Annotated in this window: 26 protein-coding genes; 10 read left to right on the top strand and 16 right to left on the bottom strand. The window is 69.5% G+C overall.

Annotation, left to right across the window (positions count from 1 at the left end):
- Positions 1-127: 127 nt before the first annotated feature.
- The 4 genes from RS84_RS04650 to RS84_RS04635 all read right to left on the bottom strand — a co-directional run bounded on the left by RS84_RS04650 (position 128) and on the right by RS84_RS04635 (position 2,068).
- A complete protein-coding gene (locus tag RS84_RS04650) occupies positions 128-1,123 on the bottom strand; it encodes an NAD(P)-dependent alcohol dehydrogenase (protein ID WP_052676214.1) in 996 nt (331 codons plus the stop codon).
- Entirely contained in the window at positions 1,120-1,341 is a 222-nt protein-coding gene (locus RS84_RS04645; protein WP_045256584.1) for a helix-turn-helix transcriptional regulator, read from the bottom strand. Before RS84_RS04645 ends, RS84_RS04650 begins: the two co-directional genes overlap by 4 nt.
- A complete protein-coding gene (locus tag RS84_RS04640; RefSeq protein ID WP_045256583.1) occupies positions 1,341-1,775 on the bottom strand; it encodes a hypothetical protein in 435 nt (144 codons plus the stop codon). Before RS84_RS04640 ends, RS84_RS04645 begins: the two co-directional genes overlap by 1 nt.
- A gap of 71 nt (positions 1,776-1,846) precedes the next feature.
- A complete protein-coding gene (locus RS84_RS04635; RefSeq protein WP_045256582.1) occupies positions 1,847-2,068 on the bottom strand; it encodes a hypothetical protein in 222 nt (73 codons plus the stop codon).
- 239 nt (positions 2,069-2,307) lie between these two features.
- Between RS84_RS04635 and RS84_RS04630 the strand changes: the two genes are divergently transcribed.
- The 4 genes from RS84_RS04630 (at position 2,308) to RS84_RS19110 (ending at position 7,742) form a co-directional block, all read left to right on the top strand.
- Positions 2,308-5,910 (top strand): proline dehydrogenase family protein, encoded by a 3,603-nt coding sequence (locus RS84_RS04630; RefSeq protein ID WP_045256581.1) that lies wholly within the window; start codon positions 2,308-2,310, stop codon positions 5,908-5,910.
- A 103-nt stretch (positions 5,911-6,013) separates the two neighbouring features.
- Positions 6,014-6,655 carry a hypothetical protein gene (locus RS84_RS04625; protein ID WP_152641747.1) on the top strand — a complete coding sequence of 214 codons (642 nt, stop codon included), beginning with the start codon at positions 6,014-6,016 and terminating at the stop codon, positions 6,653-6,655.
- On the top strand, positions 6,652-7,209 hold the full coding sequence (locus tag RS84_RS04615) for a hypothetical protein (protein ID WP_052676213.1): 558 nt from the start codon (positions 6,652-6,654) through the stop codon (positions 7,207-7,209). Before RS84_RS04625 ends, RS84_RS04615 begins: the two co-directional genes overlap by 4 nt.
- Complete coding sequence (locus RS84_RS19110; RefSeq protein ID WP_152641746.1) at positions 7,206-7,742, top strand: hypothetical protein; 537 nt, start codon at positions 7,206-7,208, stop codon at positions 7,740-7,742. The genes RS84_RS04615 and RS84_RS19110 overlap by 4 nt, the downstream gene beginning before the upstream one ends.
- Here the strand turns inward: RS84_RS19110 and RS84_RS04605 are convergent.
- From RS84_RS04605 to RS84_RS04595, 3 genes are all read right to left on the bottom strand, one after another.
- A complete protein-coding gene (locus tag RS84_RS04605) occupies positions 7,628-9,001 on the bottom strand; it encodes a hypothetical protein (RefSeq protein WP_052676212.1) in 1,374 nt (457 codons plus the stop codon). The two genes, RS84_RS19110 and RS84_RS04605, sit on opposite strands and share 115 nt — an antisense overlap.
- 30 nt (positions 9,002-9,031) lie before the next feature.
- A complete protein-coding gene (locus RS84_RS18595) occupies positions 9,032-10,096 on the bottom strand; it encodes a DUF4190 domain-containing protein (protein ID WP_052676211.1) in 1,065 nt (354 codons plus the stop codon).
- A gap of 69 nt (positions 10,097-10,165) precedes the next feature.
- On the bottom strand, positions 10,166-10,726 hold the full coding sequence (locus RS84_RS04595; RefSeq protein WP_045256576.1) for an acyl-CoA thioesterase: 561 nt from the start codon (positions 10,724-10,726) through the stop codon (positions 10,166-10,168).
- Positions 10,727-10,856: 130 nt separating this feature from the next.
- On the opposite strand from RS84_RS04595, the gene RS84_RS04590 reads away from it, so the two are divergent.
- Entirely contained in the window at positions 10,857-11,363 is a 507-nt protein-coding gene (locus RS84_RS04590; protein ID WP_045256575.1) for a GNAT family N-acetyltransferase, read from the top strand.
- A gap of 126 nt (positions 11,364-11,489) precedes the next feature.
- Here the strand turns inward: RS84_RS04590 and RS84_RS04585 are convergent, their stop codons facing one another.
- From RS84_RS04585 to RS84_RS04575, 3 genes are read right to left on the bottom strand one after another with little or no spacing between them, the layout of a single operon-like run.
- A complete protein-coding gene (locus RS84_RS04585; RefSeq protein ID WP_045256574.1) occupies positions 11,490-13,229 on the bottom strand; it encodes a cytochrome b/b6 domain-containing protein in 1,740 nt (579 codons plus the stop codon).
- A gap of 2 nt (positions 13,230-13,231) precedes the next feature.
- Positions 13,232-14,209 (bottom strand): electron transfer flavoprotein subunit alpha/FixB family protein, encoded by a 978-nt coding sequence (locus tag RS84_RS04580; RefSeq protein WP_045256573.1) that lies wholly within the window; start codon positions 14,207-14,209, stop codon positions 13,232-13,234.
- On the bottom strand, positions 14,209-14,985 hold the full coding sequence (locus RS84_RS04575) for an electron transfer flavoprotein subunit beta/FixA family protein (protein ID WP_045256572.1): 777 nt from the start codon (positions 14,983-14,985) through the stop codon (positions 14,209-14,211). Before RS84_RS04575 ends, RS84_RS04580 begins: the two co-directional genes overlap by 1 nt.
- Positions 14,986-15,086: 101 nt before the next feature.
- Between RS84_RS04575 and RS84_RS04570 the strand changes: the two genes are divergently transcribed.
- Together RS84_RS04570 and RS84_RS04565 are read left to right on the top strand one after the other, a co-directional pair.
- Positions 15,087-15,623, top strand: coding sequence for a MarR family winged helix-turn-helix transcriptional regulator (locus RS84_RS04570; RefSeq protein WP_045256571.1), 537 nt, complete (start codon positions 15,087-15,089; stop codon positions 15,621-15,623).
- A gap of 1 nt (position 15,624) precedes the next feature.
- A complete protein-coding gene (locus RS84_RS04565) occupies positions 15,625-16,092 on the top strand; it encodes an SRPBCC family protein (RefSeq protein ID WP_045256570.1) in 468 nt (155 codons plus the stop codon).
- A gap of 17 nt (positions 16,093-16,109) precedes the next feature.
- Here RS84_RS04565 and ykgO read toward each other — a convergent pair whose 3' ends face one another.
- On the bottom strand, positions 16,110-16,232 hold the full coding sequence (gene ykgO / locus RS84_RS04560) for a type B 50S ribosomal protein L36 (protein WP_045256569.1): 123 nt from the start codon (positions 16,230-16,232) through the stop codon (positions 16,110-16,112).
- A 67-nt stretch (positions 16,233-16,299) separates the two neighbouring features.
- Between ykgO and RS84_RS04555 the strand changes: the two genes are divergently transcribed.
- A complete protein-coding gene (locus RS84_RS04555; protein WP_045256568.1) occupies positions 16,300-17,322 on the top strand; it encodes a GTP-binding protein in 1,023 nt (340 codons plus the stop codon).
- 38 nt (positions 17,323-17,360) lie between these two features.
- Positions 17,361-17,804, top strand: coding sequence for a YdeI/OmpD-associated family protein (locus RS84_RS04550; RefSeq protein WP_045256567.1), 444 nt, complete (start codon positions 17,361-17,363; stop codon positions 17,802-17,804).
- 6 nt (positions 17,805-17,810) lie between these two features.
- Here the strand turns inward: RS84_RS04550 and RS84_RS04545 are convergent, their stop codons facing one another.
- The 4 genes from RS84_RS04545 to RS84_RS04530 form a co-directional block, all read right to left on the bottom strand.
- Positions 17,811-18,587, bottom strand: a complete 777-nt coding sequence (locus RS84_RS04545) for an enoyl-CoA hydratase (protein ID WP_045256664.1) — start codon at positions 18,585-18,587, stop codon at positions 17,811-17,813.
- Positions 18,588-18,694: 107 nt separating this feature from the next.
- A complete protein-coding gene (gene mmsB, locus RS84_RS04540; protein WP_045256566.1) occupies positions 18,695-19,582 on the bottom strand; it encodes a 3-hydroxyisobutyrate dehydrogenase in 888 nt (295 codons plus the stop codon).
- On the bottom strand, positions 19,579-20,760 hold the full coding sequence (locus RS84_RS04535) for an acyl-CoA dehydrogenase family protein (protein ID WP_045256565.1): 1,182 nt from the start codon (positions 20,758-20,760) through the stop codon (positions 19,579-19,581). The genes mmsB and RS84_RS04535 overlap by 4 nt, the downstream gene beginning before the upstream one ends.
- Positions 20,761-20,798: 38 nt before the next feature.
- Positions 20,799-22,298 carry a CoA-acylating methylmalonate-semialdehyde dehydrogenase gene (locus RS84_RS04530; RefSeq protein ID WP_045256564.1) on the bottom strand — a complete coding sequence of 500 codons (1,500 nt, stop codon included), beginning with the start codon at positions 22,296-22,298 and terminating at the stop codon, positions 20,799-20,801.
- 238 nt (positions 22,299-22,536) lie between these two features.
- On the opposite strand from RS84_RS04530, the gene RS84_RS04525 reads away from it, so the two are divergent.
- Positions 22,537-25,356, top strand: a complete 2,820-nt coding sequence (locus RS84_RS04525; protein WP_045256563.1) for an immune inhibitor A domain-containing protein — start codon at positions 22,537-22,539, stop codon at positions 25,354-25,356.
- Between the two features lie 77 nt (positions 25,357-25,433).
- On the opposite strand, the gene RS84_RS04520 is transcribed toward RS84_RS04525, so the two are convergent.
- On the bottom strand, positions 25,434-25,880 hold the full coding sequence (locus RS84_RS04520) for a hypothetical protein (protein WP_045256562.1): 447 nt from the start codon (positions 25,878-25,880) through the stop codon (positions 25,434-25,436).
- Positions 25,881-25,969 lie beyond the last annotated feature (89 nt).

Here is a 25,969-nt window from a genome sequence, read left to right as displayed (position 1 = left end):
CGGTCCTTCGACTCGATCGACTCGGCCCTTCGACAAGCTCAGGGACCCAGTTGCGAGGAAGATGCGACTCGGGCACGCCAGCGACCATTCTGTCACCCGCCCCTGGAAGCCGCCAGAGCGCGCCGGATCAGCTCACTCGGACGACGAGCTTGCCGACGACGTGCCCCTCCTCGATGCGGGCGAGCGCGGCATCCGCCTCGTCGAAGGAGTACTCGCGCTCCACGACGGGCGCGAAGCGCCCGGCGGCGAGCAGCTCCAGCATCTTGGTGATCACCTCGGGCCGGTTGGTCGCGGCGAGCGAGCGGATGCCGGGACCGCCGCCGATGGACAGGAACGCCGCTTTCAGCATCCGCGGGATCGGGCCGAGCACGTGTCCGCCGTCGCCCGTCACGAGCACGATGGTGCCGTCGTCCCTCACCAGCCGCTGCAGGTCGCGCAGGTCGATGCCGCCGGCGACGTCGATCACGGCGTCGAAGTGCCTGCCGGGTATCGCCGAGAGCGGTTCGCGGCGGTGATCGAGCGTGCGCACGGCGCCGAGCCGCTCGACGAGGGCTCGATTCCGTTCGGCGCAGCTGGCCCACACCTCGGCGCCTCGCAGCGCGGCGAACTGCACGGCGAAGGTCCCGACGCCACCGGATGCGCCGATCACGAGCACGCGCTCGGCGCGACGCCGCAGCCCGACACCGGCGATATCGAGCGCCTGCCAGGCCGTGCCGCCGGAGATCGGGAGCGTCACGGCATCGCGTTCGTCGACGCCCGGCGGAACGGGCTGCACTCGTGCTGCGGAGACCGCGGCGTACTCGCCGAGCCCGCCTCCGCCCTGCAGCTCGCCCACGACGATGTCACCGATCTCGACGCCGATCACGTGAGGCCCCGCCTGCACGACCTCGCCCACCGCATCCATCCCGCGGATCGGGTGCTTCGGACGCGTGAGCCCGAACACCGGCCGCACCAGCAGCGGGTCGCCCTGCATGAGCCGCACGTCTCCGGCGTTGAGCGCGGTGGCCCGCATGCGCAGGAGCACTTCGCCCGTGCGCGGCACCGGGATCGGCACGCGCTCGAGCCGCACGCCTGCCGCCGGGCCGTAGCTCTCGTTGCGCCATGCCCTCATCGACTCGGTCATCTCGGCACCTCCGGATACTGGAACAGCTCGTCGAGCCCGACCCCGAACGCCCTCGCGATCTGGAACGCCAGCTCGAGCGTCGGCGAGTACTTCTGCTGCTCGATCGCGATCAGCGTCTGCCTGGTCACCCCGACCGTGCGGGCGAGCTCGGCCTGCGTGAGACCCGCAGCCTCGCGATGCGAGCGGATGCTGTTCGAGACGAGCGTCGGCTTGACCATCACAGAAGGCCCCGGCGGTAGGCGATCACGCGGGCGATTCCGCCGATCACGGCCGAGATGGCGAACCCGGCGAACATCGTGTGCGCGATCCAGAACAGGTCGGCGCCCATCGCGCACAGGGCGATGACGCCGAGCCCGGCGATCACCAGGAAGGCGTGCTCGACACGGCCTCCCATCCGGCTGATGTCACGGTCGCGGATGTCGGATCGCGAGGCGCCCTCGCGGTCCTTCATCCCGACGGCGATGCCCCATCCGATCGTGATGACGATCGTGACGGCGACGCTCAGGCCGATCGTCCACAGCATGACCGGCAGCCAGTCGACCTCGGTCAGCGGCCCTCCGCCGGCGAGCTGCAGCAGCACGAGAACGTACACCGTCACAGCGATGACGCTGACGACGAGCCCCGTCCACGCGTTGCGCTCTTCTAAGACCATGACGCCTCCCATGTAAAAGACTATTGACACGCCGAGCGTACGCCGCGGCATCCGATCATGTCAAGAATTCTTTACACATCGGATCGATGCGGATCGACGGCCCCTGGCTCTACCTCGTCAGGCCGCGCCGGCCAGACGACCAGCAGGAAGACGGAGATCGGCCCGAGGAGCGCCGTGAGCAGGAACCAGCCCCAGGGCGAGCGGTTGCGTGTGCGCGCGAACCCGGCGGTCAGCAGCGCCACGGACAGCCACATGGCGGAGACGGTAGAGGAGAGTGCGGCGACGTCGGACATATCCCGAGCCTGCCGCGATCTCTCCCCGACGGTTGCCGCGACACCGGGAGCGAGCAACATCCTGGCCGATCGTCGCCCGCCGTCTGGACAAGTGGCACATCTCGCTCGGGCTCTCGCCTGTCCGCCGGGATGCCGGCACGCGGCCGGGCTTCGAGCGGGGAGACGGAGATTCCGGGAACGGATCGGTCGCGAGGGCGTCGCACCCGGGAAGGCCGGTGCCCCGGATCTAGGCTGAAGCCATGTCAGAGCCCTCGCCCTCCGCTTCCGCTTCTCTCGAGGAGCGCGCAGCGGAGCTCGCGCGGCGCTGGGCGGCGGCGGCGCCCGGCGCGGCCCCGCAAGACGAGCGTCTCGCGGCGGTGATCGGCGATGCCGGCGGGCGTCGTTTCGCGCTGGACCTCACGGATGCCGTCATGCGGACCGAGAGCCTGCGCGCGGCAGCCTCACGGCTGCGCGAATCAGGGACCGTTCCCCCGTCGTTGCCGTGGCTCTTCCGGGGCACGCTGCGCGCGACCTCCGGGCTCGCGCATGTGCTGCCTGCCCCGGCCGTGCCGATCGCGCGGCGGATGCTGCGCGAGGTCCTCCGCCCGCTCGTGGTCGACGCCCGCCGAGCGAAGATCGAGGCCGAGATCGCGCGCGTGCGCGGCGACGACGACGCGACAGCGCCTTCCGCGAGCGGTCGCGTCCGCCTCGAGCTCATCCGGCTCGGCGAGACCGTGCTCGGCGAGGCAGGGGCCGCTCGGCGCCTGAGCGCCATCCACGAGCTGATCCGCAGGGATGACGTCGACCAGGTGGCGGTGGACGTGCGCTCTGTCGTCCGCCCCGCATCCGAGTGGGCGTTCGACGAGCGAGTGGCGGACGCGGCCGCGAAACTCGCGCCCCTCTACGCGACCGCCGCGACGAACGGCGTGATCATCACGCTCGACGTCGCGGAACACGACGACCTCGATCTCACGATCGCCGTGTTCACGCGCCTTCTCGAGGATCCTCGTCTCCTCGCGATGGCCGCGGGGATCAGCCTGCCGGCTTCGCTGCCGGACGCACTGCCCGCGCTGGAGGAGCTCTCGGCCTGGTCCGAGAACCGGGTCGACCAGGGCGGCGCGCCGATCACGGTGCGGCTGCGCTCCGGCGCGGCCATCGCCGCCGAGCGCGCGAAAGCCGCTCTGCACGGGTGGACGCCGGCGACGCACGAGACCGACATCGATGCAGCCGCCGCGCTGCTGCGCTGCCTCGACCGCGCTCTGCGCCCCGAGCGCACGCGCGCGGTGCGGATCGGCGTAGGCGGAGCCGACCTCGGCATCGCCGCATACGCGTGGCTGCTCGCCCAGGAGCGCGGGGTCGCCGACGCGCTGGAGCTCGATCTGCTGCACGGCCAGGATCCCGGCCGGGTCCGCGTGCTCGCGCGGGAGACCGGAGCGGTGCTGCTGCGCGCGCCGGTCGTCGACCCGGCGGAGTTCGACATCACGATCGGCCAGTGGATCCGCCTGCTCGACGCGGACGCACCCTCGGCCGCGGATGCCGGCAAGCGCCTGCTCTCCGCGCTGCTCAGGTCGACCGAGGCGTCGCTGCGCACCACCCCTCGCGGCACGCAGAATCGCCTCGCGCCCGTCCACGAGTCGGTGCGATCCCCCGCGCAGGCGCCGGACCCGGAGGAGCAGCTGACCAAGGCCGTGCTCGGGATCAGCCGAGGCTCCGAGGACCAGCCTTTCCTCGAGACTGCGGTGTACTCGGCGCGCGAGATCGACGCGGATGCGGGCGGCGCTCCCGGGTTCGCGAACGCGCCGGACACCGACCCTTCCCTGGCGGCCAACCGCGAATGGGCACGACAGGTCTTCGCTCGGATCGCCGCGGAGTCCGAGAACCCGCCCGCCGCGACGCGGGCCGTTGCCGACCAGGAGACGGTCCGAGCCCTGCTCATGCGCACGCGGGAGTCCGGCATCCAGTGGGGATCGCGGCCCGCATCCGAACGAGCCGACGTCCTGCACCGTGCGGCGGCGGCGCTCGAAGGGAATCGCGGAGAACTGATCGCGATCGCCGCCGCCGAGACCGGGCTGCTCCTGCCGGAAGGCGACGCGGAGGTGAGCCGAGCAGCGGACAGCGCACGCTATTACGCCATCACGGCGCGCGAACTCGACGCCGTGGCCGGCGCGGCATTCGAGCCCGCCGCGCTGACCGTCGCCTGCTCGTCGTGGCGCGCCCCCATCGCCGAGCCGGCCGACGCGGCTCTCGCCGCGCTCGCCGCGGGATCCGCCGTCGTGCTGGTGCCCGCACCCCAGGCTCTGCGATCGGCATCGGCGATGGCCGAGGTGCTGTGGCAGGCGGGCGTTCCGCGAGACGCTCTCGTCGTCGCCGACACGGGGCTGGACACCGCGCTGGTCTCGATCGACGACGTCGACCTGGTGCTGCTCAGCGGGTCACGGGACGATGCGGCCCGCATCCGTGCGCATCGACCGGGACTCTCGCTTCTCGCGGAGACGGCCGGCCGGAACGCGGCCATCGTGACCGCCTCGGCGGACCTCGACCAGGCGGCGGCCGACCTCGTGCGCAGCGCGTTCGCGCGCGGGGGCCAGGCCGCGACCGCCGTCTCCGCCGTCATCCTCGTGGGGCCCGCAGGGCGCTCGAAGCGATTCGCCCGGCAGCTGGCGGATGCGGCGCGCTCGCTGCGCGCGGGCTGGCCTGCTGATCCCGCGGCGCAGGTGGGTCCGCTGATCGAGCGGCCGGACGGCGCAGCAGAGCGCTCGCTGACCCGGCTCGATGACGAGGAGGAGTGGCTCGTGCGGCCTCGGGCCGTCGGAGCCGACGAATCGGGGCTGCTGTGGCGACCCGGCATCCGCGTCGGGGCACGGCCCGAGCGGCTGTCCGAGCGCGTCACCGGCGCGGTCCCCGTGCTCGACGTCATGCACGCACCGACGCTGGAAGCCGCGATCGACCTGCACAACGACATCGCCTGCGGCCTGGTCGCCGCACTGCACGCGCACGATCCTGCCGAGCTCGGTCTGTGGCTCGAGCGCGTCGAGGCCGGCATGCTGTTCGTCAACCGGGACACGACCGGATCCGTCGTGCAGCGCCGGCCGTCAGGTGGCTGGAAGCACTCGTCGCTCGGCGGCGGCGCGAAGAGCGGCGGTCCGAACCGGCTGATCGGACTCGGATCGTGGCACCCGCGGCGGTCCGTCGCGCAATCCAGCACGCTGCATCTGCGCGGTCTGGACTCGCGCATCACGGCGCTCATCGAGGCGGCTCAGCCGTCGCTCGGCTATGAGGAGTTCGAGTGGCTTCGCAGGGCCGCGCTCTCGGACGCCCTGGCATGGGATCGCGAGTTCGGCAGAGTGCGCGACGTCTCCAGGCTCGGGGTCGAGCGCAACCTGCTGCGGTACCGGCCGGTGCCCGTGGAGATCCGGGTGGCAGCGGACGCGCGGCTGCATGATCTGCTGCGCGTCGTGATCGCGGCGGTTCGCGCAGGCTCGGCGTTCGTGCTGTCGATCACCGACGGTCTCCCCGCCGGCGTGCGGCATGCGCTGACCGACCTGCAGGCCTCGGTCTATCTGGAGAGCGATGCGGAGTGGCTCGAGCGCGGCCTGCGTCACTCGGCGGCAGAAGGCGAAGGTGGCCTCTTCGGCCTGCCGCGTGCCGACCGGGTGCGCCTGGTGGGAGGGGCGGATGCCGTCGCCGGCCTGCGTGCGCAGCTGATCGGCGCTGCATCGGGCGCCGATGAGGTCTCGGTGCACGACGGGGAGGTCACTCCTGCGGGCCGCATCGAGCTGCTCACCTTCGTGCGGGAGCAGTCGATCACGATCACCGCGCACCGCCACGGGGCCCCCGACGACTGGACTGCCGCCGTCATCTGAGCGGCCGTGTCCACACCACACCCGCGGCTCACAACGTCCCTTCGAATACGCCTCCGCCCTCGGCGACCCCTCCCCCAGCCATGCGCGTTCTATGCTGTGGGGCGTGGGGGAAGCACAGCAGCAGGTCGCACCAGCCCGGGGACGCTACCGGGCGACGCTGGCGGCACTGCTCGTGATCGTCCTCCTCGGCGCCGCGGTCGCGATCCTCGCGGCGACCGGTGGACTGGAGACCTCGACCCGCCGCGGTCCCGTCGAACACGGCCCGCAGGAGGAGTTCACCAGCAGTGACATGCGGATCACCGTCGAACGCGCGGTCGTCGTCGACCAGCTGCCCGGATCCGGCGTGTTCACCGATGCGGATGCGGGGGAACGGGTGTTCGCGGTGCTGATCGAGGTCGAGAACCTCGACGTCGATCCGCGCCTGGCGCGCAGCGACGGCGGCCTCTCGCGCGTGATCGCCGACTTCGGGATCGAGGGCGAGCCGGAGATCTCCGTGTACGGCGACGGCGACTTCAGCGTCGTCACCCTGCAGCCAGGTGTCCCCGCGAGGCTGCTGCTGTCGTGGATGGTCGACGATGATCAGATCGGCGATGGCGACGACGTGCACCTCACCATGCCCGATGCCGAGAAGCGCGAGAGCACCCTGACGCCCGGCACATTCGTGTGGGACGAGCTGCCGCCCTCGGCCGTCGTGGTCACCACCGTGGAAGACCTCGGCGAAGGACGAGAGGACGGCAGGCTGTGAAGTCGACACTCGCCTGGGCACTGGCGCTCGTGATGGTCGCCGCCGCGTGGAGCGTCACGGTGCTCACGCCTGCGGACGATGCGGGCAGCGACGCGTTCGTCACTGACGTCGCGGTGGGCGAACGCGGCTCGGGGCGCAACATCGCCGCCACTGTCGGCGCCGTCACGATCGCGAAGTCCGTCACCGCGGAGAGCGGCTGGAACGCCACCGGGAACTGGGTGGTGATCGAGGTCACCGCGGAGGCGAGCTCCGACCAGGTGCACGGTCTGCTGAGCCTGGCGACCTTGAAGATCGGCGATCGCACGTACAGCGCGAGCGAGCGCGGACCCGACGAGATGACCCTGTATCGCACTCAGCTGGTCCCCGGTGTACCGCAGACCGGCAGCCTGCTTTTCGAGGTGCCGGAGAATGCGCTCCGCGGCTCCGTCATCCTGCGATTGGCGACCTCGACGACTCCGTGGGGCGATTCGATCCTGCAGGTGAACATCGACCTCGACGCCGCTGACCGGGTCGGCTCGACCCAGATCGCCGATGTGGATTGGGCCGCGGGATGACCGGCGGCTGGTGGCGCCGCAACACCGCGGCGGTCGTGGCCCTGGCCGTGCTCGTCCCGGCGGCGGCGCTGGCTGTGGGCTGGCGGGAGTGGCACGAGGTCTACGACGATCCGTCGCAGTACACCCGCGACGTGCTGCCGGACGAGGATGGCACGATCGAGATCGACGGTGCGGTGCTGGGACCTGCGAAGGCCGACACCTTCACCGAGGCCGACGGATTCGAGCTGCCCGACGGAGCCAAGGTCGTCGCCGTGAAGATCCCCGTCGACAACGCCGACCTCGATGATCCGATCCGGTGCTGGTGGCCCACGCTCGTCGAGCAGAGCACAGGACGCGAGTGGGCGCAGATGTCGAACGAGCTCGGACTCTCGTCCGACCCCGACGTCCAGACCGAGTGCGACCCCTCACCCACCGGCCCTTATGACATCATCGTGCCGTTCATCGTGCCCGACGACGCGGAAGGGCCGTTCTGGCTCGACATCGATCCCGATGAGTCGGACGGCGCATTCGCGAGGTTCCCCGTCACGCCCTGAGGGGCAGTCGCACCCTGGAGTCCCGGCCCTCCTTCGGGCGTGGCGCCCGTCCAGGATGCATCCGCCGGGCGGAGTGCGCGCAGCGACGTGTCGAACGTCCCGGCGATGATGCTCACTCTGATCGGCTCCGCGATGACCATGGGGATCAGGGAGATGATCGTCGTGACGCCGAACCAGAAGGTGATCTCGTGCGGCCCGATCACCCGGACCAGCGCGACGCCGAGCACCGGCTCGATCGCCTTGGCGACCGCGTACAGCAGCAGATACGAGGCGATCATGACCGGCCCTGACCGCCAGAGCAGAAGCAGAGCCTGTCCCATGAGCGCACCGCGCGAGCGCAGTTCGGTCGTGAGAGACGCCACTCGCTCGCGCACCGCGGCCGGCACCCGGTCGACGCCCGCGCGCATGCGCTCGCTCAGCCTGGCCTGCACGCGCAGCCGCTCCGACGCAATCGCCTGCCCGTACACCACTCCGGCGACCGCCAGCCAGGCCAGCGGCTCGAGGATCACGCGTCCGGCGTGCTCGAACAGCCATTCGACTCCGCTCAGCATCCACTCCAGCGGCACGAACTGTCCGGCGAGCCAGGCGCGCAGGTCGGTCACCCACCCTGCGAAGGCGCGAGTGGCGAGCCATCCGAGACCCGCATCGACCGCCTGCATGAGCAGCAGAAGGGAGAAGAACACCCAGACCACCTCGAAGTACAGCGCGACCAGCGCGACCGCCTTCGGCATCCGCTCGCCCCACCGGCTCCACGCGAGGCGACCGGCCACGGCGAGGACGATGATGAGGATCGTCCACACGTTGAACGAGAGGTTCAGGACCACGTCTCCGCTGGATGCCTCGTAATCCGCCGTGCCGATCTGACCGAGGCGCTCCTCCAGCGCCCGGTTGGCGTAGGCGATCACATCGACGTTGAGCTCCTTCTGCGCGGTGTAGACGGCGAAGAAGGGCAGCACGCTCGCCAGCAGGGTCGCCATGAAGTCGGCTCGCCGCTCACGGGCGGCGGCGGGCAGAGGCGAGATGGCCTGCAGCGCGCGCAGTCCGTCGCGGATCACGAGGAACATGCCGACGAAGCCGATGAGTCGTGCGAGGACCGCAAGCGGCAGGATCAGCAGCCCCAGCGTCGCACTGTGCCCGCCGACGAGACCGGCTGCCTCGATGAGCAGCTGATGCACCAGCGTCGCCCCGAGGAACCACGCGAGAAGCGCCGGCCAGTGCCGCCACAGCACCCGGCCCGTAGCCCTCAGGATGTCGAGCACGGCCTCACACCACCGATCAGCGCCGGACTCCTATTTCCATTCCCACGTGTCGATCACGTGGTCGATCTGCTCGTCGCCGTTGTCGTAGGGAGTCGTCACCGAGATGATGAAGAGCCGCAGCTGCTCGCCGCCGGCCTGATAGGGCTCCGGAACGAGGACGGTGATGAAGGCCTTGGTCTTGGTCTCGGGCACGTTGCTGTCGACGCGGGTGATCGTGGCGGGAACGCCGCCGATCGTCGTGGGCTCGTGCAGGCTGATGATCGTGCCCTGCTGAGAGAAGTACTGCTGGGTGCTCTCGATCGCGTCGACCACGGCATCGACGTCGCCGCCGGGTGCGAGGCTCTCGGCGTCCGCCGCCGAATACGGATCGACCTGGATCTGGCCCGCCACGTCTCCGCCGCCGGTCGGCTTGAACGTGCCGTCGTCCTGCCACTCGCCCCAGAGCTCGAGTGCACCGAAGCAGGCCTCGGCATCCGCCGTCGAGATGTTGTTCACGAAGTACTGCGGTCCGTCGTACGACCAGCACGGAGTGTCGATCTCCTGCCCTGAGACCGCCGACCACGTCTCGACGTCGGAGTCGGAACCACCATCCGAGCCGCCGTCCGACTCACCGTCAGAGGAGTACGTCGTCGGGTCGGGTGCCGGATCGTCGATCGCGCCGATCACGGTCAGCGGGATCACGAGGAAGAAGATCGTGGTGGCGATGCTGGTGAGCGCGGCGAGGGCGGAGAGGGCGATGGCCGCCCAGCCGAACCCCTTGCGCTGCGGCTTGCGAACCGCGACGACGCCGAGGATGATCCCGACCACGGCGATGATGAAGCCGAGGATCGGGATCCAGCCGAGGATGAACGCGACGATGCCGACCACGAGTGCGGCGATCGCGATGCCGCCTCCAGGAGGCGCCGGCTGGGGAGCACCGTAGCTGCCGATCGGATACTGCGCCGCCGGGTACGCGGTCCCCGGATAGCCACCGCCAGGCAACGACTGCTGCGGCTGGCCCGGGTACTGCGGCTGGCCTGATTGCTGCGGCTGGCCCGATTGCTGCGGCTGGCCTGGGTACTGCGGCTGGCCTGGATACTGTCCGTCGCCCGACATCGTGCACTCTCCTCCGGTACGCGGATCCCCCCGCGATGCTGTCGGATCCGAGCGTACTGGAACGGGCGTTCAGCTCCAGAGGCTGGGGGCGCTCTTGCGTACGGGAGGAAGAGCGGATGCCGCGGCCCACTCGTGCACCCAGGGATCGATCTCCGGCACCCCGTCAGGCTTTCCGACCGCGGCGAACAGCTCCTCATTGCTGACCGTGCCCCCGGTGCGGCGCAGCATCCGTGCCCTGACGATCGCCCGCGCGTAGATCTCCCCGTCGACCACCGCGCGGTGCTCCATGAACACGGCCTTGTCGTCGTGCCCGATGAATCGCGACTGCACCTCGAAACGCTGCCAGAGCTGCAGGGACTTGCGGAAGGTGATGGTCTCGCTCGAGACGACGGCATACCAGCCGCGCTTCTTCATGGCGTCGAACAGCCCGGTGCGGATGAGCAGATCCCAGCGGCCGAGATCGAACAGCGACAGGTAGCGGCCGTTGTTCATGTGCTGCAGGATGTCGATGTCGGAGGGCAGCGTCGTCAGACGGATGGTCCCGACCGCCGCAGGTTCGAGGGACTTGCCCTGCCGCACGCGGCGCCGTGCGCCGAGGATCACGAGCAGGGTGCGCCAGATCACATTCACGAGGATTGATCGTAGCCTCGCGCCCACGAAACGCGAACATCATTGTGAGAAACCTCCATCGTGGCCGCTTGTGTCGCGCGCGGCATCCGCTCGATTTCCGCTTCGCACGAGCCGCGCGTAGAGTCGCGGCATGAGCGCCGAAGCCCACCCTCAGATCACCGTCCGCCCGGTCCGCGACGTGGATGCGGAAGCCCTAGGTCGCGTGCACGCGCAGTGCTGGCACGAGACCTACGATCACCTGATCAGCAAGGCAGCACTCGAGAAGATCTCGCCGCGCCGCATGGCCGAGCTCTGGACGCACTGGGCCGCTCAGGGCGAGGAGTTCAAGATGAGCGCCGCACTGGTCGACGGCGAGATCGTGGGCTTCGTCGGCTCGGGTCCTGCGCGCGACAAAGACGCCCCGGCGCTGCGCGAGCTGTACTTCATCTACCTGCTCGACGCGTACCACGGCACGGGCATCGGCCAGAAGCTGTTCGATGCCGCGGTCGAGAAGGATGAGCCGCTGTACCTCTGGGTCGCGGAGGACAACCCTCGCGCGCACCGCTTCTACACGCGCAACGGCTTCACGCTCGACGGCGCGAGCCACACCGAGCCTTTCCTCGGCGAGACGCTCACCGAGGTGCGCTTCACGCGCTGACTTGCGGCGCGCGCCGCCGTCCGCGGCGTCGAGACCCCCGCCTATTGCCGAGACCCCCACGTATCGACGTGAATACGTGGGGGTCTCGGCGCTATGTGGGGGTCTCGATGAGGGCCGGAGGCTGCGTCAGCGACCGGAGACGTTGCCGAACAGCTTCGCGATCGGGGCGATCACGAGGGGACGGGCTGCCGCCCAGCCGGCCGCGATCACCGCGATGGCGACGACGAACACCCAGAAGCCGGTCCCGCTCACCGCATCGGACGACGCGAACATGTGGTTCAGGTTCGCGAGCATGCCGGTGAGGAACACCAGTGCGACGTGCGCGATGATGAACAGCACGAAGTACAGCATGACCGGGAAGTGCACCTTGCGCGCCCACTCGATCGGGTACGCCTTGGAGAGCCGCTCGGCCCTCTTCGGCCACAGCCCCGACATGCGGAATCCTGTGACGGCCGCGAGCGGGGCGGCGAGGAACACCGTGACGAAGTACGCCAGCTGCTGCAGGCTGTTGTAGTTGTTCCAGCCGTTCTCGGCCGGCCAGTCGAATGAGACGTACTGCAGCGCCGCGGACAGCGCGTTGGGCAGCACCTCCCAGCTGGTCGGCACAATCCGCACCCAGTGCCCTGTGGCGAACAGCAGCACGAGGAAGATCACGCCGTTCGTCAGCCACAGGATGTCCAGCGCCTGGTGGAACCAGATCGTCAGGCTGACCTTGCCCTTGGGGTTGTTCCTCGGCGTCCAGAACGCGGTCGGCCGCTTCTCGCGGCGGATCGTGAGCCCCGAGCGGATGATCAGCACCATCAGGAACATGTTGAAGAAGTGCTGCCAGCCGACCCAGGGCGCGAAGCCCGGAGCCACGTGGATCGCGGGTTCGTACTCGCCAGGGAAGGCTGCGAGGAAGTCCTGCATGAACGGCAGGCTGAGCAGCGTGCGCACGAACGCGACGACGGCTGCCGCGAGAACGCCCAGGCCCGCCGCCGCGAACAGGCCCGCGATGGCCTGAGGCCAGGTGGGGCGAGGGCGAGCGGATGCCGGCACCGCCGGGATGTGTCGAGGTGCCTGTCCGTGCCAGACCGTCCGCCGGGTCGGGATCGGGGCGAGGTCGGTTGCCGGGGCGACGACGGCGGATGCCGAAGCCGCGCCCCCCTCGGCGAGCAGCACAGGGGAATCGGGTCCTTCGTACGCCGCCTCGTCGATCTCGGCGACGGTCGCACGGCCGCGAGCCACGGTTCCCGCGGGCGGCCACGGGTCTCCGCCCGCGGTGCGCGGCAGGCCCCGGCGAATCGGGATGCCGTCGTCGTCCGCCGCCGCCTCTGGTGCAGGCGCGCCGCTTCGTGGAGCCGCGGAGGGGGCCGACACGCCAGTTCGAGGGATCGACTCGGGATTCCGTCCGACATCTGGCGTGTCGCCCCCCGAAGCGACGGGGGCCGCGCCAGGAGAGACGGGCGCCGCCGCGGCGGTCGACGTCTGGGCATCCGTCTGGCCGACCGGCGGTGCGGCGCCGCCTGCGCGCGTGCCCGCGGGCGGCCACGGTTCCCCGCCGGGCTCTCGCGGCAGTCCGCGACGGAGCCCAGCGGACCAGGCACCGGCGCCCGCGACATCCGGCCTATCCGCACCCACGGCGGCAGTACCCGCCGCGCCCGCGACGGCTTCCGCCGCCGCGCCGACGCCGGCATCCGCGCGCTCCGCTTCGGGGGTCGACACGCCGCTTCGGGGGATCGATTCGGCGTTCCGTCCGACATCTGGCGTGTCGACCCCCGAAGCGGTCGCCGGCGCTCCGGGCAGCTCGACCGCGGCGTCGGCGGGAGGCCAGGGCTCGCCGCCGGGCACGCGCGGCAGGCCGCGCCTGAGCATCCGCGTGACCATGCCTACTTCTTCCGCGCCTCGAGGGCGGCGATGACCTGCGGGACGACGGTGAACAGGTCGCCGACGATGCCGAAGTCGGCGACATCGAAGATCGGCGCCTCGGCATCCTTGTTGATCGCGACGATGGTCTTCGACGTCTGCATTCCAGCGCGGTGCTGAATCGCGCCCGAGATGCCGAGGGCCACGTACAGCTGCGGCGACACCGAGACGCCGGTCTGCCCGACCTGATGCGACTGCGGGATGTACCCGGCGTCGACCGCGGCGCGAGACGCGCCCACCGCCGCGCCGAGCGCGTCGGCGAGCTGCTCCACGAGCACGAACTGCTCCTTCGAGGCGAGTCCACGCCCGCCGGAGACGACCCGGGTCGCGCCGCGCAGGTCGGGCCGCGAGGACGCCTGCTCGACGGCTTCGATCGGACCGGCGGATGCCGCGGCGCCACTCACCGGAGACGCACCGGTGCCGCCTTCGAACACGGCGTCCTCGACGGCCGCCGCGCGCGCCTCGACGGCTCCCTGGCGCACGGTGATCACGGGCGCTCCGAAGGTGGGAGCCGAGTCGACGAGGTAGGCGCCGCCGTACACGGAGTGGTGCGCGACGACACCCTCGTCGTCGCGGGAGACTCCGACCGCGTCTACCGACAGGGCGAGCTTCGCCCGCACCGCGAACCGTCCGGCGACGTCGCGACCTGCCACCGAGTTCGACAGGAGCACGGCGTCGGGCTTGACCCGCTCGTAGGCGCGCTCGAGGGCGTCGACGATCGGCACCGTGAGCAGCGCGGCATCGCCCTCTTCGGAGATGACCACTGCCGCACCGGCCTGTGCGACCTGGCCCGCCGCATCCGCGGAGCCTCCGACGACGAGTGCCACCGGCGAGCCGATGGTCGACGCGGCGCCGATCAGGCCGGCCGTGCTCGGCGCGGCATTGCCTGCGGGGTCGACGTCGACGAGGACGAGGATCGGGTTCTCGGGGTAGCCCATCATCACACCAGCCTGTTCTGCACGAGGTACTCCACCAGCTTCTCGGCGGCATCGCCGTCGTCGACGATCTTCACGCCCGCCGCCCGCGGCGGCTTCTCCGCCACCGCCGTCATGATCGATCGCGGCGCGAGAGACGGATCGGCCGAGACGCCGAGATCGGCGAGCGAGAGCACCTCGAGCGGCTTCTTCTTCGCCGCCATGATGCCCTTGAAGTTCGGGAACCGGGCGTCCGGCAGAGCTTCGGTGATGGAGATGACGGCCGGGAGGGATGCCGAGACGTCCTGCGATCCGGCATCCGCTCCGCGCGTGCCCTTCACGGCATCCGCGGTGATCTCCACGCTGGTCAGCGCGGTCGCCTGCGCCCAGCCCAGGTGCTCCGCGAGCATCGCGGGGATCACTCCGCCCGAGCCGTCCGTCGAGAGGTTTCCGGTGATCACGAGGTCGGGTGCTCCGCGACGGATCGCCGCAGCGAGCACCTCGGCGGTGAGAGTCAGATCGGCCCCGGCGAGCTGCTCGTCGGCGATGTGGACAGCGGATGCCGCGCCGATCGCGAGAGCCCGTCGCACCGACGCCGTCGACCCGGCGGGAGCCATCGAGACCGCCACGACCTCGGTGCCCTCGTTCTTGTCGGCGTAGCTCAGGGCGACCTCGAGAGCGCGCTCGGTGATCTCATCGAGCACCACGTCTCCGGCGGCCCGATCGGCCAGACCCGTCTCGAGATTCAGCTTGCGATCGCCATAGGTGTCCGGCACCTCTTTGACCAGGACGAAGATCTTCATCGATTGCTCCTCACGACTGACTCGATTCTAGTCCCCCTGGAACTCAGTGTCTTTATGGGTGCAACTGAGACTCAAGGCATCCGATGCCCTACCGTAGAACCGTGGTCCAGCCCCGTCCGTTGCCCGTGGATCCGCTCGCCGAGGCGAAGCGGCAGTGGCTCGCGCACGGATGGACGGATGCCGCAGACGGCATGACCGTCGTGACCTCGGTGATGCGGGCGCAGCAGCTGCTGCTCGCTCGGGTCGACGCCACGCTGAAGCCGTTCGCCCTGAGCTTCGCCCGCTACGAGGTGCTGCGACTGCTCGCCTTCAGCCGCTCGGGGCGGCTGCCCCTGTCGAGCGTGGTCGCGCGCCTGCAGGTGCATGCGACGACGATCACGAGCACCGCGGAGCGCCTGGTGCGCGATGGGCTCGTGATCCGCGAGCCGCACCCGCACGACGGCAGGGCCGCACTGCTCTCTCTCACACCGGCGGGCCGTGAGCTCGTAGACCGCGCGACCACGGCGCTGAACGCCGAGGTGTTCGCCGACCCGGGCATCAGTACGGAGGATGCCGCGGAGCTCGTCGCGATCGTCGCGCGCATGCGCAAGGCCGCCGGCGACTTCACGGACCCCAGGCCCCAGCCCGAACCGCTCTGACATGGCGGAGTTCGTGCTGGAGACCGTGATCGCGGCAGCACCGGAAGCGGTGTTCGCGGCATCCCTCGATCCGGGTCTCCACGTTCGCTCGATGGCGCAGTACGGCGAGACCATGATCGAGGCCCCTGAGGGCGGAGTGTTCCGCGAGGGATCGACGGTGACGTGGCGCGCGCGGCACTTCGGCATCCCGTTCCGGCTGCGCTCGCTCGTGTTCGACATCGATCGACCGCGGCGGTTCTGCGACCGGCAGATCTCGGGCCCCTTCGGGGACTTCCTGCACGAGCTCGTGTTCGAGGAGCATCCGCAGGGCACGCTGATGCGCGACACGATCACATTCCGCTCTCCCCTCGGGCTGCTCGGCCGGATGGTGGACCGGCTCTTCATGCGCGAGTACATGCGGCGGATCATCGCAGAGCGCAACGCGGTCCTGGCCCAGGAGCTCGAGGGGCGCGGAGCGACGGCACGCTGAGGACGCAGGTCGGCGGCTCAGCCCTGCCGGCCCTTGAAGCGCGGATTGAGCTTGTTGATCACATACACGCGACCGCGTCGGCGCACCACCTGCGCGCCCGGCTGATTCTTCAGGGATCTGATGGATGCACGTACCTTCATTGTCACTCCTTACTGAGAATGGTTATCATTAGCGATGATAGCGGAGGAAGCGAGAAAGAGGGCTCGGATGGATGCAGTGAACGTGGTCGCGGTGGTCGGCGGATGCGCTCCGGAACGCAGACGGTACGCACGACGCCTCGCGCTCGCCGACGGACGGATGCTGGTACCTGCGACGGCGCTCACGCTGACGCCGGATCCGGCGGAGATGGCCGCCACCCTCTCCCGCCGCGCCGAGCCGGCATCCGGCGCGGTGGTCGAGTTCACGGCCGACATCGATGCCACCGCGCTCATCGGAGCCCTCACCCACCCCGAGTCGGGCATCCGCCTGACCGGACTGGTCTGCGTGGTCGACGCGACGCACCTCCTTGACGACCTGAATCGGCCCGACCACATCCGGACGAGGTCGCCGCGCGCCGTTTCGGATCTGACCGCGATCGCGCTCCTGACCGCGATGCAGCTCGAGTACGCCTCGTCCATCGTGCTCGTGAACTGGGCCGCGCTCGAGACGCCACGGCTCTCGCTCACGATGGCCCTCATCAGCCATCTGAGCCCCCGGGCCCGACTGCGGCTGCACCGCGAGGGGATCGAGGTGCTCGAGGATCAGGCGACATACTCGTCCGCCCAGGAGCGGCCCGGCTGGATCGGCATCCTCAACTCCGACTTCGCGCCGCACATGACAGACCGCCGCGTCAGCGCGCTCCGCTACGAGCACGTCCGCCCTCTTCACCCCGCGCGCCTGGCGGCTCTGCTGGACCGCATCGAGCGCGGGGAGTTCGGGCTGGTGATCCGATCGGCAGGCTTCTGCCGGCTGGCCACGCGTCCGCAGGCGACCGTGCGCTGGGAGCACGTCGGGCGGACCATCTCGCTCTTCCCTCTCGAGGAGGACGGGCGCATCGATGACGGAGGAGAGCTCCTCGCGATCGGTCAGGAGCTCGCGATCATCGGCGTCGACCTCCGTCTTGCGGCACTGCGCGCGGCGTTCGACGATGCCGCTCTCAGCGACGGCGAGCTCGCCGCCGGCCCGCGCCTCTGGAGCACATTCCCCGACCCGTTCCCGGCCTGGCGGTCCGTGCCCGATCACTCCGACTGACCGGTGCGCGCGCCGTCGCCGCGGGCTAGAGTCGCCCCATGACCGAACTCGGCCTCCACACCGTCCTCTGGGGATCCGGGCCCGCCGCCGCGATCGTGCTCTCCGACGAGCAGGTCGAATCGCTCGGCGCCGGCAAGGCGTTCCCCGTGTCTGTGACGATCGGCGGCCGCACCGCGAGGCTGCGCGTGGCCCGCATGGGCGGCAAGAACCTGATCGGATTCAGCAAGGCCGTGCGCGCCGAACTCGGAGTCGAGATCGATCAAGAGGTCGACGCGGTGATCGCGGTCGATACCGCAGAGCGCACGGTCGAGGAGCCGCCCGCGCTGGCCGAGGCCCTGGATGCCGATCCTGCGCTGCGCGGCGCGTTCGACGCCCTCTCGTACACGGCGCGCAAGGAGCACGCACGGACGGTCGCCGAGGCCAAGCAGGAGGCGACGCGCGAGCGCCGACTGGCCAGGATCATCGAGTCGCTCCGCGGCTAGTCCCGCTCAGCGGTTCTGGAAGTCGGGCGCCCGCTTCTCGCGGAACGCCGCCATGCCCTCTTTCTGATCCGCGGTGTCGAACAGCGCCGCGAACGCCTGCTTCTCGTGGGCCAGCCCCTCGGAGAGGGTGGTCTCCATGGCCGCGTCCAGCGCGGCCTTCGCCGCGTAGACCGACGGCAGCGACTTGGAGGCGATGGTCGTCGCCAGCTTCTCGGCCTCGGCGAGGAGATCGGATGCCGGCACCACACGCGACACGAGACCCGAGCGCTCCGCCTCCTCCGCGCCCATGAAACGTCCTGAGAGCACGAGCTCGGCCGCCTTGTAATAGCCGACCGCGCGGATCAGCCGCTGCGTGCCCCCCATGCCGGGGATGACACCGAGATTGATCTCGGGCTGCCCGAACTTCGCGGTGTCGGCGGCGAGGATGATGTCGCACATCATCGCGAGCTCGCATCCACCGCCGAGCGCGAACCCTGACACCGCAGCGATCACGGGGGTTCGCACCGAGGCGAAGTCGCGCCAGATGCCGAAGTGGTCGGTCGCGATCATCTCGGCGGCCGACATCGACTCCATCTCCTTGATGTCGGCGCCCGCGGCGAAGGCCTTCTCCGATCCGGTCACCACGATGGCGCCCACGCCCTCGTCGCTGTCGAAGGCGACAGCAGCCGCGGTGACCTCCTCGGCGACACGGCTGTTCAGCGCGTTCAATGCCTCAGGGCGGTTCAGGGTGATCCAGCCGACGCGTCCGCGCTGCTCGACCAGGATCGTCTCGTACTCCGTCATGCGTGTCTCCGCCTCGTCCATGGTGATCTCAGTATCAGACATCTCGAGACTTTTCGTCTCGCTCGCTTCGCTCCCTCGCTCAACGACCGGGAAGCGAACCCCCAGAGTCAGACGCGGTCCTCGCGGATGTCGGTGATGATGCCCGAGAAGTCGCGGGTCGCGCCGGAGCCGGCGGCGAAAGCCGCATACAGCTGCTGCGCGAGCCGTCCCATCTTCGCGTCGGTCGCAGTCTGCTCGATAGCCTGCAGGGCGAGCCCGAGATCCTTCGCCATCAGGGCGCCGGCGAAGCCCGGCTGGTAGTCGCGGTTGGCGGGGCTCGTCGGCACCGGCCCCGGCACGGGGCAGTTGGTCGTGATCGACCAGCACTGACCCGAGGCCTGAGAGACCACGTCGAACAGAGCCTGGTGCTCGAGCCCCAGCCGCTCCCCCAGCACGAATGCCTCGGCGACCGCGATCTGCGACACAGCCAGGATCATGTTGTTGCACACCTTCGCCGCCTGGCCGAGGCCTGTGCCGCCACAGTGCACGATGCGCTTTCCCATCGCCTCCAGAAGCGGGAGCGCGGCGGCGAAGTCCTCGTCCGAGCCGCCGACCATGAAGGCGAGCGTGCCGTTCTCCGCCCCGACGACTCCGCCCGAAACCGGCGCGTCGATATTGCGGTGCCCCGCGGCGAGCGCGAGCTCGTGCGCGGTTCGGGCCTCGTCGACCGCGATCGTCGACGACTCGATGAACAGCGTTCCCGGCGCCGCTGCGGCGAGCAGTCCACCCTGATACGCCTCGATCACGTGCGTGCCTGCGGGGAACATGGTGATCACGACATCCGCGTCGGCGACGGCATCCGCTCCGCTCGCCGCCACCGGGATGCCGGCCTTCTGAGCCGCCTCGACGGCGGCCGGCACGACGTCGAAGCCGTGCACCTCGTGCCCCGCCTTCACAAGGTTCTTCGCCATCGGCAGGCCCATGTGGCCGAGGCCGAGGAACGCGATCCTGCTCATGATGTGCTCCGCATCTGCGTGGATCCGGCTGGGCGCAGCATCTCGCGCCCCACGATGAGTCGCATGATCTCGTTCGTCCCTTCCAGGATCTGGTGCACCCGCAGATCCCGCACGACCTTCTCGATCCCGTAGTCCTGAAGGTACCCGTAGCCGCCGTGCAGCTGAAGGGCCCTGTTGGCGACGTCGAATCCGGCGTCGGTGGCGAAGCGCTTGGCCATCGCGCAGCGCATCGTCGCATCAGGCGCCTTCTCGTCGACGGCCTGCGCACCGTCGCGCACCATGAGCCGTGCCGCCTGCAGGTCGGTGCGCATGTCGGCGATCGCGAAGAGGATCGACTGCTTCTCGGCGAGGGGCTCGCCGAAAGCGACGCGCTCGTGCACGTACTGCACGGCGCGGTCGAGAGCCCACTGCGCGCCTCCGAGGGAGCAGGCCGCGATGTTGAGCCGGCCGCCGTTGAGCGCTGACATCGCGATCGCGAAGCCCTCGCCGTCTTCGCCGAGCATGGCGGATGCAGGAACCCGCACCCCGTCGAGGATGACCTGCCGCGTGGGCTGAGCATGCCAGCCCATCTTCTTCTCAGGGGCGCCGAAGCTGAGGTTCTCGGAGTCGCCCGGCACGAGGAAGGCCGAGATGCCCTTGGCACCAGGGGCGCCTGTGCGTGCCATGACCACGTAGACGCCGGCCTCGCCGGCCCCGGAGATGAACTGCTTGACCCCGGTCAGCAGATAGAAGTCGCCGTCTTCGACCGCGCTCGTGGCGATGTTCGCGGCATCCGACCCGACCCCCGGCTCCGTAAGGCAGTAGCCTCCGAACTCCTCCATGGCCGTGAGCTTCGGCAGCCACGTACTGCGCTGTGCGTCGTCGCCGTGGGTGTCGATCATCCACACGACCATGTTGTGGATCGAGATGTAGGCGGCCACCGCAGGGTCGGCCCTGGCGAGCTCCTCGAAGATCGCGACGGTGTCGGTGCGGCTGAGAGCTGCACCGCCGAAGTCCTCTCTCACGTAGATGCCGCCGAGCCCGAGCTCGCCGGCCCTGCGAAGCGATTCGCGGGGGAAGATGTGCTTCTCGTCGCGCTCGAGCGCGTGCGGTGCGAGCTCGGTGTCGGCGAAGTCGCGGACGGCCTCAAGGATCGCCTCGCGCTCCTCGGCTGTGGTGGTGACGGTGGTCATTGTCATGTCCAATGGGTCCCTGAGCTTGTCGAAGGGTCGTGGGTTCAGTGCATCGTGGGGATGACGAAGCTGGCGCCGTCCTTGATGCCGCTGGGCCAGCGGCTGGTGACGGTCTTGGTCTTCGTGTAGAAGCGGAAGGCGTCGGCGCCGTGCTGGTTGAGGTCTCCGAAACCTGATCTCTTCCAGCCGCCGAACGTGAAGTATGCGATCGGCACGGGGATCGGCACGTTCACGCCCACCATTCCGACCTCGACGCGGGCGGCGAAATCGCGGGCCGCGTCACCGTCTCGGGTGAAGATCGCGACGCCGTTGCCGTACTCGTGCTCGCTCGCCATTCGCAGCGCCTGCTCGTAGTCATCGGCCCGCGCGATCACGAGCACCGGGCCGAAGATCTCCTCCCGATAGATCGCCATGTCGGAGGTGACGTGGTCGAACAGGGTCGGGCCGAGATAGAAGCCCTCCTCGTGGCCCGGCACCGTGAAGCCGCGCCCGTCGGCGAGGAGCGTCGCTCCCTCATCGACGCCCTGCTGGATGTATCCCTCAACCCGCTCGACGGCCTCGCGGGTGACGAGCGGTCCGTAGTCGACGTCTGCCGCGAGCGAGGAGCCGACGCGCAGCTTCGCGACGCGTTCCATGAGCTTGGCGGCGAGAGCATCCGCAGTCTCCTCGCCCACCGGGACCGCCACCGAGATCGCCATGCAGCGCTCCCCCGCCGAGCCGTACCCGGCGCCGATCAGCGCATCGACCGCCTGATCGAGGTCGGCGTCGGGCATCACGATCATGTGGTTCTTGGCGCCGCCGAAGCACTGCGCGCGCTTTCCGTGCGCGGCGGCGGTCGAGTAGATGTACTCGGCGATGGGTGTTGAGCCCACGAAGCCGACCGCCTTGATGCGGTCATCCGTGAGCAGCGCGTCGACTGCCTCCTTGTCGCCGTGCACGACGTTGAGGACCCCCGCAGGGAGCCCCGCCTCGAGGAACAGCTCGGCCAGACGCACCGGAACCGAGGGGTCGCGCTCGCTGGGCTTGAGGACGACGGCGTTGCCCGCGGCGAGCGCGGGGCCCGCCTTCCAGAGCGGGATCATGGCCGGGAAGTTGAACGGCGTGATGGCCGCGACCACTCCCAGCGGCTGACGCATCGAGTAGACGTCGATTCCGGCGCCGGCGCCGGTGGAGTACTCCCCCTTGAGCAGATGCGGAGCGCCCGCAGCGAACTCGATGACCTCGAGGCCCCGTTGGATGTCGCCCTTCGCGTCGTCGACGGTCTTGCCGTGCTCGCTCGCGAGCAGCTCGGCAAGCGGCTGCATCTCCCGCTGCACCAGATCGAGGAAGCGCAGCAGCACGCGAGCGCGCTTCTGCGGATTCGTGGCCGCCCAGCCCGACTGGGCCGCTTCGGCGTCGTCGATCACGGCCCGCACCTCGTCTGCGGAGGCCAGCGGCACGCGTGCCTGCACGGCGCCCGAGCTCGGATCGAAGACGTCGGCGAATCGGCCCTCGTCGGGGGTGAGAAGCGATCCGCCCACGAAATGCGGAATTGTGCGAGTCATTGTGTGACGTCCCTTCGTGCCCTCGTTGGCACAATGCGATTCTAATCGGATATCCGACTATTTACTAGGACATCCTTGTAAATCGGATGGCTGCCGCTCCCGGACGCGCTCATCCGCCGACTGCTCTTCCCCTGCGGCCCGCGGTCACGGTAGACCTTTAGGAGTGCGCCTGATCGGCGCTCACCCGATCGCATCGTGGCGGCGACCTTTCGCTCCGATGCGCGCGAAAAGGAGAAACATGTCTCAACGTACGACTCGAGCACGACGACGTGCTCTGGCGACGACCACCGCGCTCGCGCTGGTGACCACCGGTTTCGTGACGCTCGGAGCCGGCTCCGCCACCGCGGCCCCACCCGACGCCGATGCCCCGCAGGCGCCTGCGACGATCGGCGCCGACGAGTATTACATCAACTACGTGTCGCCCCGCGCAGAGGGTGCCTTCGAGGCATCCGACGACTCCGCGATCACCAGCGGCAGCGCCAGGGGCCCGTATGGCGGCAGCTCTCTGGAGCGCGCCGAGAAGAACGATGAGAAGTTCGCTCAGGGCAATCCGGTCGCCGCGAGGCAGCTCGCGAAGACCGAGGCGCAGTCGATCAAGACGGGCAAGAGCCCGAAGGCGCTGAAGCACTCCAAGACCACGCAGCAGGCGAAGCTGCTGACGATCCTCGTCGAGTTCGACGGCACGGACGACTTCTCGGACGTCTACGTGCCCACAGAGTTCGGCGCCACGACCTGCATGCCAGGCGGTGTGCAGGGCCCCACCCTGCACAACAACATCCCGAACCCCGCCACCGTGGCGCAGCCCGACAACAACAGCATGTGGGTGGCGGACTTCTCGTCCGAGCACTACAACAAGATGCTGTTCTCGGAAGACGGCATCACCGAGCGCGTGCGCACCGACCTCACCGGCCCTGACGGGCAGCCCGGATTCGACATCTCGGGTTACACGATGAAGAACATGTACGAGGAGATGTCCCGCGGCGCGTACACGCTCACGGGCGAGGCCACCGCGTGGGTGTCGGTGCCGCACTCCGAGGGCTACTACGGCGCGACCGTCTGCCACCTGAACGACGAGGGCGAGTACGAAGCCGGTCCGATGCAGGACCAGCAGGGCCACCCGGACAACCCGCTCGGACCCGGCCAGCTTCCGATCGACGCGGTCGCGGCTGTCGCGGCGGCGAACCCGGACTTCCCCTGGGCGGACTACGACATCGAAGACCAGGGCGACCGCGACGGCGACGGCAACGTCAACGAGCCCGACGGAGTGATCGACCACGTCGTGCTGGTGCACGCGGGCGAGGACAAGTCGGGCGGCGGCGGCAAGGAGGGCACCTACGCGATCTGGGCCCACTCGTCGGCCGTCGCGGGCGGCGCCGTCATCCCCGGCACCGACCTGAAGATCTCGAACTACATCATCCAGCCCGAGGACTCGGGTGTCGGCGTGTTCGCGCACGAGTACGGTCACGACCTCGGTCTTCCCGACCTGTACGACACCTCGAACAACGGCAACTCCGACGTCGACTTCTGGGATCTGATGAGCTCCGGCTCGCACTCCGGCCCGATCTTCCAGTCGATGCCGACGCACATGGGCATCTGGGACAAGTGGATCCTCGGCTGGGTCGACCCGCAGGTCGTGAACCCCGGCGACGACCCCACGACGATCAAGGTCGGCCAGGCGTCGCGCCCGAAGAAGGGCACCCAGGACGGCATCAAGATCAACCTGCCGGACAAGAAGATCGTGCTGTCCGAACCGCACAGCGGAGCGGAGATGTGGTACTCCGGCGCCGATCAGAGCTGGGCGGACGCGCGCCTGACCCGCACGATCGACTCCGTGCCGGCCGATGCGAAGTTCTGGATGTGGAACGACTACACGATCGAGGAGGACTGGGACTACGGCTTCGTCGAGGTCTCGACCGACGGCGGCAGCACCTGGACCGAGCAGAAGGTCTACGACGAGGCAGGCTCCCTGGTCTCGACTGACGACGGCTACTCCGACCCGAACGGGCGCATGGCGGACTTCGGCGGAAAGAAGTACGGTCTCACGGGAGACTCGGGCGGCTGGCGTCACGACTACGTCGACCTCTCGGCGTACGCGGGACAGAGCATCCAGCTCCGCCTCCGCCAGGCGACGGATGCCGCGTTCGAGGATCGCGGGTGGTTCTCCGACGACTTCGCGCTGACCAGCGCGGGAGCCGAGGTGTGGACCGACGACGTCGAGTCGGGCGACAACGGCTGGACCGCGACGGACGTGAGCTGGACAGACACGAGCGGCGCCGGCTGGCACCGCGACAGTGGCACCCAGATCAAGGCGCAGTTCTACATGGTCGAGTGGCGCAACACCGATGGGTTCGACGAGGGCCTGAAGTACGGCTACACGACGGTGTACTCCGAGGAAGGCTGGAAGGTCGAGAAGGTGCCGTACAACGCACCGGGCGCACTCGTCTGGTACCGCGACACCGCCTACGGTGACGCCAACGACGTCGTGAACCACGTCGCCGACAACCTCACGAACCTGCCGAGCTACGGCGCGAAGGGCGGCCTGCTGCTCGTGGACAGCCACTTCGATCCGCTGCGCCGCACGGGCGCTGAGGCGGCGCTCGACCCGTCGACGCTCAAGAACGTCTCGACTCGCGCGCAGTCGTCGAACGCCGCGTTCGGTCTCGTGCCGACCGCGTCGTTCAAGGACTGCCTGGTCGACGCGAACCTCGCCAACGAGGCGTGCACGACGTTCGCCCCGCAGGCGCCTGTGAGCACGTTCACGGACGACCAGGGCTGGGTCGCCGGCATCGAGCTGCGGGGCGGCCAGCTGCTGAACCGCCTGCGCGACTCCTCGGTCGTCGTGCCTTCGGTGAACGGCACGCCCTACTCGACGCGAGTCGTGAACCCCGACGGCACTCCCGCGACCGACGCGTACGGGCTCGACCTCGGGTTCACCGTGCTCGGCACCGGTAACCCGGCCGACGCGGGTGTGGGTTACGGAACGGTCGTCACCGTGAAGAAGTCGATGCAGGGCGACACGGCTGCCCTCATCACCGTCACGGCACCTCGCGCGGGCTGACCCCGAGCGACAGATCGGAGAGGCGCCGGTTCCGCATGTCGGAGCCGGCGCTTCTGCGTGCGCTCCCGCGCCGCCCCTCATGTCAGGTCGCCGAGATGCAGAGCGCGCACGCCCCTGTTGTGCAGCACGAACTGGGCGCGCAGCGGCACATCGAGTGCGGCCGCAGCGTCGAGCATCGCACGCGACCATTCCCTGTCCTCCACGCCGACGACACTCGAGCCGAGGCGCTCCCACACGAGCACGACGGCGGCGTTCCCGGTCATCTCGCGCAGCATGCCGATGCGGTGCATCAGCAGGGTCGCGTGATCGACCTCGCCCAGATCGTCGGTGCGGGTCATGACAGTGGGGTCGTCGGGATAGTCGTCCATGGGCATCAGCGGGTCGCCGAGGCAGCCGCGGTCATCGATGAACATGAGCCACATCTGACGCCGGCTGGCGCGGTCGAGGAGGAGCTCGATCAGTGAGCGCAGGTCTTCGCCGGTCTCGAGCGGACGGTCTTTCAGCGGGGTCGTCGCGTCTGTCATGCCCCGATGATGCGGCATCCGCCGACGTGGCCTCCGCGGAAATCCGCGACCTGTGGATGACTTCCCGACAACCGCCCTAGGTGCAGGAG

This window comes from Microbacterium hydrocarbonoxydans (assembly GCF_000956475.1).
Lineage (GTDB): Bacteria > Actinomycetota > Actinomycetes > Actinomycetales > Microbacteriaceae > Microbacterium > Microbacterium hydrocarbonoxydans_A.
This window is presented reverse-complemented; position numbering and strand designations above follow the sequence as displayed.

What these genes read in the sequence shown, in the direction of transcription:
- RS84_RS04650 (WP_052676214.1), bottom strand. Translation starts at nt 1,123, where the DNA reads ATGACCGAGTCGATGAGGGCATGGCGCAACGAGAGCTACGGCCCGGCG.
- RS84_RS04645 (WP_045256584.1), bottom strand. Translation starts at nt 1,341, where the DNA reads ATGGTCAAGCCGACGCTCGTCTCGAACAGCATCCGCTCGCATCGCGAG.
- RS84_RS04640 (WP_045256583.1), bottom strand. Translation starts at nt 1,775, where the DNA reads ATGGTCTTAGAAGAGCGCAACGCGTGGACGGGGCTCGTCGTCAGCGTC.
- RS84_RS04635 (WP_045256582.1), bottom strand. Translation starts at nt 2,068, where the DNA reads ATGTCCGACGTCGCCGCACTCTCCTCTACCGTCTCCGCCATGTGGCTG.
- RS84_RS04630 (WP_045256581.1), top strand. Translation starts at nt 2,308, where the DNA reads ATGTCAGAGCCCTCGCCCTCCGCTTCCGCTTCTCTCGAGGAGCGCGCA.
- RS84_RS19110 (WP_152641746.1), top strand. Translation starts at nt 7,206, where the DNA reads ATGACCGGCGGCTGGTGGCGCCGCAACACCGCGGCGGTCGTGGCCCTG.
- RS84_RS18595 (WP_052676211.1), bottom strand. Translation starts at nt 10,096, where the DNA reads ATGTCGGGCGACGGACAGTATCCAGGCCAGCCGCAGTACCCAGGCCAG.
- RS84_RS04590 (WP_045256575.1), top strand. Translation starts at nt 10,857, where the DNA reads ATGAGCGCCGAAGCCCACCCTCAGATCACCGTCCGCCCGGTCCGCGAC.
- RS84_RS04585 (WP_045256574.1), bottom strand. Translation starts at nt 13,229, where the DNA reads ATGGTCACGCGGATGCTCAGGCGCGGCCTGCCGCGCGTGCCCGGCGGC.
- RS84_RS04580 (WP_045256573.1), bottom strand. Translation starts at nt 14,209, where the DNA reads ATGATGGGCTACCCCGAGAACCCGATCCTCGTCCTCGTCGACGTCGAC.
- RS84_RS04575 (WP_045256572.1), bottom strand. Translation starts at nt 14,985, where the DNA reads ATGAAGATCTTCGTCCTGGTCAAAGAGGTGCCGGACACCTATGGCGAT.
- RS84_RS04565 (WP_045256570.1), top strand. Translation starts at nt 15,625, where the DNA reads ATGGCGGAGTTCGTGCTGGAGACCGTGATCGCGGCAGCACCGGAAGCG.
- ykgO (WP_045256569.1), bottom strand. Translation starts at nt 16,232, where the DNA reads ATGAAGGTACGTGCATCCATCAGATCCCTGAAGAATCAGCCGGGCGCG.
- RS84_RS04555 (WP_045256568.1), top strand. Translation starts at nt 16,300, where the DNA reads ATGGATGCAGTGAACGTGGTCGCGGTGGTCGGCGGATGCGCTCCGGAA.
- RS84_RS04550 (WP_045256567.1), top strand. Translation starts at nt 17,361, where the DNA reads ATGACCGAACTCGGCCTCCACACCGTCCTCTGGGGATCCGGGCCCGCC.
- RS84_RS04545 (WP_045256664.1), bottom strand. Translation starts at nt 18,587, where the DNA reads ATGACGGAGTACGAGACGATCCTGGTCGAGCAGCGCGGACGCGTCGGC.
- mmsB (WP_045256566.1), bottom strand. Translation starts at nt 19,582, where the DNA reads ATGAGCAGGATCGCGTTCCTCGGCCTCGGCCACATGGGCCTGCCGATG.
- RS84_RS04535 (WP_045256565.1), bottom strand. Translation starts at nt 20,760, where the DNA reads ATGACAATGACCACCGTCACCACCACAGCCGAGGAGCGCGAGGCGATC.
- RS84_RS04530 (WP_045256564.1), bottom strand. Translation starts at nt 22,298, where the DNA reads ATGACTCGCACAATTCCGCATTTCGTGGGCGGATCGCTTCTCACCCCC.
- RS84_RS04525 (WP_045256563.1), top strand. Translation starts at nt 22,537, where the DNA reads ATGTCTCAACGTACGACTCGAGCACGACGACGTGCTCTGGCGACGACC.
- RS84_RS04520 (WP_045256562.1), bottom strand. Translation starts at nt 25,880, where the DNA reads ATGACAGACGCGACGACCCCGCTGAAAGACCGTCCGCTCGAGACCGGC.